We start from the raw sequence: 8620 nt of genomic DNA, 5'->3' as shown, positions 1-8620 counted from the left end.
TGTTGCCGGTGCCCGAGGCCTCCTTGCCGGCGGTGGAGATCTGCTCGGAGAGGTCAGTCCCCGGCGCGAGCACCTCCATCACCGACACCCGGTAGTCCGGGATGAAGACCACGCGCAGCCAGTCGCTCACCTCCGGGTCCGCGTTCACGACGCCGGCCACGTTGTTGATGAGCTTGATGATGAGCTTGGCCATCTCGTAGCCCGGGGCCGCCTTGCCGCCAATGAGCACGCACCGCGGCGCGCCGATGTCGGTGTCGCCGTGCTTGATGCGGTTGTAGAGATGGATCACGTGCAGGACGTTCAGGAGCTGGCGCTTATACTCGTGGATGCGCTTCACCTGCACGTCGAACATGAAGTCCAGCGGGAACTCCACCCGGCAGGTGGCGGCCACCAGGTTTGCAAGTCGTTCCTTGTTCTGCCGCTTGATGCTGGCCCAGCGCTCGCGGAAGGCGGCGTCGTCGGCATAGGGCGCAACCTGGTCCAGGCGTTTCAGGTCGTGCACCCATTGCTCGCCGATGGTCTCGTCCAGCAGCTCCCGCAGCCCCGGGTTGCACATGGCGAGCCATCGACGGGGCGTGACCCCATTGGTCTTGTTGTTGAACTTCTCGGGCCAGAGCTCGAACCAGTCCCGGAACAGGCCTTCTTTCAGCAACTGCGAGTGCAGCGCGGCCACGCCGTTAACCGAGAAGCTGCCGACGATCGCCAAATAGGCCATACGCACCTGTGGATCGCCGCCCTCCTCGATCAGCGACATGCGCCGTTGGCGATCCATGTCGCCGGGCCAGCGTGCGGCCACCTTGGACAGGAATCTGGCGTTGATCTCGTAGATGATCTCCAGCACCCGCGGCAGCAGCTGCTGGAACAGCCGCACCGGCCAGCGCTCCAGCGCCTCCGGCAGCAGGGTGTGGTTGGTGTAGGCCATGGTGCGGGTGGTGATGCCCCAGGCCGTATCCCAGTCCAGGTGCTGCTCGTCCATGAGCTGGCGCATCAGCTCCGGCACCGACACCGCAGGATGCGTGTCGTTGAGCTGGAAGCAGTTCTTGTCGGCAAACTCGCTGAAGTCCCGTCCGTGCAGGCGGATCCACTCCCGCAGCACGTCCTTGATGCTGGCGCAGGCCAGGAAGAACTGCTGGCGCAGCCGAAGCTCTTTGCCGTTCTCGCTGGCGTCGTTAGGGTAGAGCACCATGGTGATGTGCTCGGCGTTGTTCTTGGCGGCCACGGACTCAGGGTAGCTGCCGGCGTTGAACTCGCCGAGGTCGAACTCATCCGTGGCAGCAGCCGCCCACAGGCGCAGTGTGTTGATGGTGTCGTTCTTGAAGCCCGGGATGGGGATGTCGTAGGGCACCGCCAGCACATCATGGGTGTCCACCCAACGCCGGTGCTCGCGCCCGGCCTCGTCTTTGTACTGCTCGGTGTGGCCGCCGAAGGGGATGCGCTGGGTGTACTCCGGGCGCTCCAGCTCCCAGGGGTTGCCGTCGCGCAGCCAGTGGTCCGGCTCCTCCAGTTGGCGGCCGTTCTCGATCAGCTGGCGGAACATGCCGTATTCGTAGCGCAGGCCATAGCCCTTCACCGGCAGCTGCAAGGTCGCGCAGCTGTCCAGGAAGCAAGCCGCGAGCCGACCAAGGCCGCCGTTGCCGAGCCCCGCGTCCATCTCCGCCGCTTCGAGCTCCTCGTAGACGAGACCGAGCTCGTACAGCGCCTTGTGGGCGGCGTCGTCGATGCCGAGGTTGAGCAGGGCGTTGCTGAGCGACCGCCCCATCAGGAATTCCAGCGAGAGATAATAGGTGCGCTTGCAGTTAGCCTCGTCGTGGGCCAGGCGGGTACGCTTCCAGCGCTCCATGAGCCGGTCCCGCAACGCGATGGCGAGCGCCTTATAGGGGTAGTAAGCGGACTTGCAGTCGCGATCCCGCCCCAGGGTGTGGGCGTAATAGCGCTTGAAGTCCCGTGCGATGCCCTCCTTGTCCATAGGCAGGGGCGCGAGATCGAACAGGGCCTCGTTCGGCGTGCTCTGGCTGAGGTCTCTGAATGGCGACATGAACAGTTTTCCAGGGATAGCGTCTGAGATAAGCGGCGGCGGGCTGAGCGGCGGCTGCCCCCCAGCCAGACTGATTAGCAATCCTCGTGCAAGACAGATCCGTGGGCTCGTTGTGTTGCTGCCTAAGATAACGCGCCGCAGCCATGGCGCGAAGGCGTTTGTGCACCAGAGGTGCCGGCATTTTTCTTTGGAGACAGACGCCTTGCAGCCCGCTGCCCGAGTTTGGAGCAACAATACCCCCGCGCGCCCTTAAGTGGCGCGTGCGTCGTGGGAGGGGCTTCTAGCCGCGATGGGGCGGGCACGGCCGCGGGTGCAGCGTCGCGGCAGGGCTGCCGCTCCCACGTGAGCACCTGCATTGGGTTGCGGCGCGCGGTGCCCCGGCCCCGTCAGTCGGGCTGCTGCAGGGCCTCCAGCTCAGCGGCTGCGTCGAGCCAGTCGGCCTCGGCCTGCTCCAGCTCTGCGTCGATGCGCTGCTTGTCGGCGAGCAGGGTCAGCAGCCGCGGCTTGGCGTCCTCAGCGTAGAGGCTCGAGTCGGCGAGGGCTCCTTCCAACGCGTCGCGCTCAGTGGTGAGGCGCTCGACGTCGGCCTCCAGCTGTGTCACTCGCTTCTTGGCCGGTTGCAGTCGAGCCCGCTGCTCCGCCTCACGTCGGCGCTGATCCTTGCGGGAGGCCGCGACATCACCAGCATTGTTCGGTGGGGTCGCGGTGGATTCGCCCTCCGGGCGGACGCCGGCAGCGTCCGCCACCGCCCCAGCCTGGGGCTGCGCTTGGGCCTTATTGCGGGCGGCGAGCCAGGCCGGATAGTCGTCGAGGCTGCCGTCGAACGGTTCAGCCCGCCCCTCAGGGTTCTCGTGGTCTCGGTGATGTGTATAAGAGTCAGGTTGGCGGTCGGGGGATACCAGAACCATGGCTCCGTCGAAACCTGGCAGCGCCTCGCTCAGCTCTAGCCGCATGTCGAGGTCCAGTTGGTTGGTGGGCTCGTCCAGCAGCAACAGGTTCGGCCGCTGCCAGACGATGAGGGCCAGCGCGAGTCTGGCCTTCTCGCCGCCGGAGAACGGCTTGACTGGCTCGGTGGCTCGATCCCCATGGAAGCCGAAGCCGCCGAGGAAGTCGCGCAGCTGCTGCTCGGTGGCGGGCTTCCCGCCCGGCTGCGCGGCAGCGGCCTCGAGCCGTTCCAGGTGCTTGAGCGCCGAGGCGTCCGGGTCCAGCTGGTCCACCTGATGCTGGGCGAAGTAGCCGATGGCAAGCCCCTGCCCCGCCTCGCGGCGGCCGGACCGGGGCTCGAGCAGACCCGCCAGCAGTTTGATGAGCGTGGACTTGCCGGCGCCGTTCGGGCCGAGCAGCGCGATGCGGTCATCCGGGCGCAGGCTCATGCCGATGCCCTCCAGCACCCTGGTGTCGCCATACCCTGCGCGGATGTCTTCCAGGCGCAGCAGCGGGTCCGGCTTGGCCTGGGGCGCCCGGAAGCTGAACCGAAACGGTGAGTCCACGTGCGCCGGCGCGATGAGCTCCATGCGCTCCAGGGCCTTGAGCCGACTCTGCGCCTGCCGTGCCTTGGTGGCCTTGGCGCGGAAGCGGTCCACGAAGGCGCGCATGTGCGCGACCTCGCGCTGCTGGCGCTCGTGCGCCGCCTGCTGCTGGGCCAGGTGCTCGGCGCGCTGGCGCTCGAAGGCCGAATAGCCGCCGGTGTAGACCTTGAGCCCCTGGCGCTCCATGTGGCAGATGCGCTCGACCACGGCATCCAGAAAGTCGCGGTCGTGGGAAATGAGCAGCAGCGTGCCCGGATAGGCCTTGAGCCAGCCCTCGAGCCAGATGACCGCGTCCAGGTCCAGGTGGTTGGTGGGCTCGTCCAGCAGCAGCAGGTCCGAGCGGCACATGAGCGCCTGCGCCAGCGCGAGCCGCATGCGCCAGCCGCCGGAGTAACTGGAGACTGGCCGGCGCTCCTCCCCCACGGCGAAGCCGAGCCCGTGCAGCAGCCGGGCGGCGCGGGACTCCGCCGTGTAACCGCCGATGGCCTCGAGCTGCCCGTGCAGGGCCGCCTGCTGCACGCCGTGGCCGGCGGCCTCCGCCGCGGCGAGGCGGCGTTCCACCTCGCGCAGCTGCGTGTCGCCGTCCATCACCAGCTCGATGGCCGGACGCTCGCCGCCCGGGGTCTGCTGGGCGACGTGGGCGATGGTCCAGTCCGGCGGCACGGACACGGCGCCCGCATCCGGCTGCAGCTCCCCGCGCAGCAACGCGAACAGGCTCGACTTGCCGCAACCATTGGCGCCGGTGAGGCCCACCTTGTGGCCTGGATGCACCCGCAGGTCGGCGCCTTGCAGCAGCAGCTTCGGGCCGCGGCGCAGCGTGATACCGGCGAGCTCCAGCATGCTCAGGCGCCTCCGCCCGCAGGCTGTGTGGTGCCGCCGCGGTCGAGCCGGCGATAGCCGATGGCCTCGCCGAGGTGGGCGACACTGATGGTCTCGCTGTCGGCGAGGTCCGCGATGGTTCGCGCCACCTTGAGGATGCGGTGATAGGCACGGCCCGAGAGCGACAGCCGCCGCATGGCCTGGGTCACCAGCTGCCGGCCCTGCTCGTCCAGGGTGCAGTGCTGCTCTAGGGCGCCGGCTTCCAGCGCGGCATTGGTGCAGCCGGCACGTGCCAGCTGCCGGGCTCGGGCCCGCTCCACGCGGGCGCGCACCGCAGCGCTGGCCTCAGTGTTGGGCGCGGCGCCTGTGGCGCGGGCAGTGAGGCGCTCCGCCGGCAGGCGTGGCACCTCCAGCTGCAGGTCGATGCGGTCCAGCAGGGGCCCGGAGATGCGCGCCCGGTAGCGGGCCACCTGCTCCGCGGTGCAGCGGCAACGGCCTTCCGGGTCGCCGAGGTAGCCGCAGGGACAGGGGTTCATGGCCGCCACCAGCTGGAAGCGCGCCGGAAACTCCGCATGCCGGGCGGCGCGGGAGATGTGGATGCGCCCGGATTCCAGCGGCTCGCGCAGCACCTCCAGCACGCGCCGATCGAACTCCGGCAGCTCGTCGAGGAACAGCACCCCCATGTGCGCGAGCGAGATCTCCCCGGGCCGTGGCGTGCCGCCGCCGCCCACCAGCGCAACGCCGGAGGCGGTGTGGTGCGGGGCGCGGAAGGGCCGCTCGCGCCAGTGGGCGGGGTCGACTTCTGCCTGACCGCTGACGGAGCGGATGGCGGCCACCTCCAGCGCCTCGGCATCGTCCAGGGTCGGCAGGATGCCGGGCAGGCGATTGGCGAGCATGGACTTGCCGGTGCCGGGCGGGCCGACAAAGAGCAGGCTGTGGCCGCCGGCGGCGGCGATCTCCAGCGCCCGCTTGGCCTGCTCCTGGCCCTGCACATCCGCCAGGTCCGGATAGCTTGGCCGCGCCGCGTCGGCTCTCGACGCGGTGTGCGATGTGATGACAGCGTCCCCGTTCAGGTGTGCGCAGACCTCCAGCAGGTGCTCTGCGGGCAGGATCTCGAGCCCCTCCACCAGGGCCGCTTCGTCGGCGTTGGCCCGCGGCAGCACCAGCGCGCGCCCTGCATCCCGGGCTGCGAGCGCCGCCGGCAACACCGCGGAGACGGGCCGCAGCGCGCCCGTCAGTGCCAGCTCGCCGAGCAGTTCCAGCCGCGGCAACGGCTCGGTGCGCACCTGACCAGAGGCGCCGATGATGCCGACGGCGATGGGCAGGTCGAAGCGTCCGCCCTCCTTGGGCAGGTCAGCCGGGGCCAAGTTGATGGTGACCCGCCCGGCGGGGAAGTCGAAACGGCCGTTCAAGATGGCTCCGCGCACCCGGTCCCGGCTCTCTTTGACGGCCATTTCGGGCAGGCCGACGATGGACATGGCGGGCAGGCCCCCGCCGGAATGGACCTCGACGAAGACTTCCGGGGCGCGGATGCCCTCCCGGGCGCGGCTGTGCAGGACGCAGAGGCCCATGGTGCAGGCGGTGGATCTCGGCTCTGGGCGGTGTTCGGGGCGCTGGGCGTTGGCGATTCGGCGAGGCGCGGGATCAAGGGCTGAGGACGGAGGACACGGGCCGAGGGGCTGTGGACTCGCCGCCGCCGCGGGGCGCCCGATCAGGCTGACGGCGGCTCCTGTACGGCGTCGGTACTCGCCTCCGCTCGGGCTGCAGGCGCCGCGGCCGCCTCCAGCTCGGCCACCCGCGCTGCCAGTGCGTCGAGCTTGGCGCGGGTTCGCGCCAGCACTGCGGCTTGGACGTCGAACTCCTCGCGGGTCACGAGGTCCAGACGCCCGAGCCCTGTCTCCAGTGTGGATCGGAAGCCGCGGCTTAGGTCTTCACGCAACACCTTAACTCCTTCCGGCATGCTCTCGGCGAGGCGGCGGGCGAGGTCGTCGAGCTGTTTCGGCTCCAACATGAGGCGGTCTCCAAGTGGCTGCTCCGGCAATGGCGAGGAATTATAGGGCTTTGGGTTCCGGGACGTCGGGCGGCATTGCGCCCGATTGTCGTGCGCGATTTCGGGTCCGGCGGCGCTGGTTTGCACCACTCTGGTGCGCGGCGAATGTTGCTTAGCAGCAACACAAATGCTCAGAATCGTGTGTTTTTAGGCACATTTAAAACCTGGCACGGTGAGTGCTTGCATCTTCGGCGGTATCCGCCCGAGCGGCGAATAACTCCGGGGCCGACGTCAGTCCGGGCCCCTGATGCACTCAAGAGGTAGACAGCATGAAAACAGCAATGATTCGGACCACAGCCGCCGCAGGCACATTGGCCGCGATGTCCCTGGTGTCCATGAACACGGCCCTGGCACAGGACCCCTGGTCATTCAGTGCCAACATCGGCGCGGTGTCCAACTATATCTGGCGCGGCGTCACCCAGACCGGAGACCAGGCCGCCATCCAGGGCGGCCTGGACGTAGCCCACGAGAGCGGCTTCTACGCCGGCACCTGGGCATCCAACATCGATTGGGACGATGGCGCTCAAGACGTGAGTACGGACGTGACCGGTATCGTTCCGATGGACCCGGACACAGGCATGCCCCTCATGGACGAGGACGGCAACTACGTCGTCGTCGGAACCGGAGAGGGCAGCACTGCGGGCGATCCGTCTCCGAACTACGAGCTGGACTTTTACGCAGGCTACGGCTTCGCCGTCAACGACGACCTGAGCTTCGACGTCAGCACCATCTACTACGCCTACCCGGACGGCCGCGACGTGGACTTCTGGGAGATCGGCGCCAGCGGCACCTACAAGTGGTTTACCGCAGGGCTGGCCTACACCGCCTGGGGTGAGGCAGACGATGACGCCCCGTTTTCTGAAGGCGACCTCTACTACTACGGCTCCATCGATGTCGGCCTGCCCTACGACTTCGGCCTCAGCCTCCGTGGCGGCTATTACGACTTCGACACCAAAGACGGCGGCGTCGACTACGGCCACGGCGGCGTGACAATCAGCAAGGAAGCGGGCGACTTCGGCACCTTCAGCTTCAATTACGACCAAGTCGGCCGGGAAACCTACGACGATGACCCCAAGATCTGGGTCGGCTGGCTGAAGGAGTTCTAATGCCGGCGCGCACCTGACCCCGTCCTTACCCACCGGCGCCGGATCGACATGGATCCGGCGTCATCCCATAAGGAGCGCAATCCATGAAGCTGATTTCAGCCATCATCAAGCCGTTCAAGCTCGACGACGTCCGCGAGGCCCTCGCGGACATCGGCGTGTCCGGCATCACCGTCATCGAAGTCAAGGGCTTTGGCCGCCAGAAGGGCCACACCGAGCTCTATCGCGGCGCCGAGTATGTCGTCGATTTCCTGCCCAAGATCAAGGTCGAGATCGCCGTCGATGACCCCCTGGTGGACCAGGTGATCGAGGCCATCACCTCCGCCGCCCAGACGGGCAAGATCGGTGACGGGAAGATCTTCGTCGCCGACCTCGAGCAAGTCATCCGCATCCGTACCGGCGAGACCGGTCCGGACGCGCTCTGAGCGACCCGACGGAGGCATCGATCCGATGGAAGAACCAACCATTCAACTCGCGTACGCACTCGACACTTTCTATTTCCTGGTCTCCGGCGCCCTGGTCATGTGGATGGCCGCGGGCTTTGCGATGCTCGAGGCGGGCCTGGTCCGCGCCAAGAACACCGCCGAGATCCTCACCAAGAACGTCGCGCTCTTCGCCATCGCCAGCATCATGTACATGCTGATCGGCTACGGGATCATGTACCCGGCCGGCGGCAACGGCATCGTGCCGGAGATCTCCTGGTCGTTCATGTTCATGGACGCCAGCGCCGACAACGCCGTGGACGCCGTGCTGGCGAGCGACGGTGACATCTACTACGCCGGCCTGTCCGACTTCTTCTTCCAGGTGGTGTTCGTGGCCACCGCCATGTCCATCGTCTCCGGCGCCGTAGCCGAGCGCATGAAGCTCTGGGCCTTTTTGCTGTTCGCCGTGGTCATGACCGGCTTCATCTACCCCGTGCAGGGCTACTGGAAGTGGGGCGGCGGCTTCCTGGATGCGCTCAACTTCCAGGACTTCGCCGGCTCCGGCGTGGTGCATCGTTTTGGTGCCCCGGCTGCCCTGGCGGGTGTCATCCTGCTCGGCGCGGGCAAGGGCAAGTACGGCAAGGACGGCAGACTCAACGCCA

6 protein-coding genes and 1 pseudogene are annotated in these 8620 nt (G+C 67.7%); 3 read left to right on the top strand and 4 right to left on the bottom strand.

Annotation, left to right across the window (positions count from 1 at the left end; genetic code table 11):
* From I6U14_RS15685 to I6U14_RS15670, 4 genes are all read right to left on the bottom strand, one after another.
* Positions 1-2035: glycogen/starch/alpha-glucan phosphorylase (locus tag I6U14_RS15685; RefSeq protein WP_296900458.1), on the bottom strand; the 2035-nt coding region annotated here is incomplete at its 3' end.
* A gap of 386 nt (positions 2036-2421) precedes the next feature.
* A complete protein-coding gene (locus I6U14_RS15680; RefSeq protein WP_296900457.1) occupies positions 2422-4404 on the bottom strand; it encodes an ATP-binding cassette domain-containing protein in 1983 nt (660 codons plus the stop codon).
* A gap of 2 nt (positions 4405-4406) precedes the next feature.
* Positions 4407-5954 (bottom strand): YifB family Mg chelatase-like AAA ATPase, encoded by a 1548-nt coding sequence (locus I6U14_RS15675; RefSeq protein WP_296900456.1) that lies wholly within the window; start codon positions 5952-5954, stop codon positions 4407-4409.
* Positions 5955-6094: 140 nt separating this feature from the next.
* Positions 6095-6394 carry an accessory factor UbiK family protein gene (locus I6U14_RS15670; protein WP_296900455.1) on the bottom strand — a complete coding sequence of 100 codons (300 nt, stop codon included), beginning with the start codon at positions 6392-6394 and terminating at the stop codon, positions 6095-6097.
* Between the two features lie 308 nt (positions 6395-6702).
* Here I6U14_RS15670 and I6U14_RS15665 point away from each other — a divergent pair, with 308 nt between their 5' ends.
* The 3 genes and pseudogenes from I6U14_RS15665 to I6U14_RS15655 form a co-directional block, all read left to right on the top strand.
* A complete protein-coding gene (locus tag I6U14_RS15665; RefSeq protein ID WP_296900454.1) occupies positions 6703-7539 on the top strand; it encodes a TorF family putative porin in 837 nt (278 codons plus the stop codon).
* 83 nt (positions 7540-7622) lie between these two features.
* Positions 7623-7961 (top strand): P-II family nitrogen regulator, encoded by a 339-nt coding sequence (locus tag I6U14_RS15660; protein WP_296900453.1) that lies wholly within the window; start codon positions 7623-7625, stop codon positions 7959-7961.
* A 25-nt stretch (positions 7962-7986) separates the two neighbouring features.
* Positions 7987-8620 (top strand): annotated as a pseudogene (locus I6U14_RS15655) (ammonium transporter); the annotation flags it as partial.

It is taken from the genome of Thiohalocapsa sp., from assembly GCF_019695415.1.
Lineage (GTDB): Bacteria > Pseudomonadota > Gammaproteobacteria > Chromatiales > Chromatiaceae > Thiohalocapsa.
This window is presented reverse-complemented; position numbering and strand designations above follow the sequence as displayed.

Bases quoted from the DNA above. Each gene is read 5' to 3' on its own strand.
- I6U14_RS15680 (WP_296900457.1), bottom strand. From the start codon at position 4,404: ATGCTGGAGCTCGCCGGTATCACGCTGCGCCGCGGCCCGAAGCTGCTG.
- I6U14_RS15660 (WP_296900453.1), top strand. From the start codon at position 7,623: ATGAAGCTGATTTCAGCCATCATCAAGCCGTTCAAGCTCGACGACGTC.
- I6U14_RS15665 (WP_296900454.1), top strand. From the start codon at position 6,703: ATGAAAACAGCAATGATTCGGACCACAGCCGCCGCAGGCACATTGGCC.
- I6U14_RS15670 (WP_296900455.1), bottom strand. From the start codon at position 6,394: ATGTTGGAGCCGAAACAGCTCGACGACCTCGCCCGCCGCCTCGCCGAG.
- I6U14_RS15675 (WP_296900456.1), bottom strand. From the start codon at position 5,954: ATGGGCCTCTGCGTCCTGCACAGCCGCGCCCGGGAGGGCATCCGCGCC.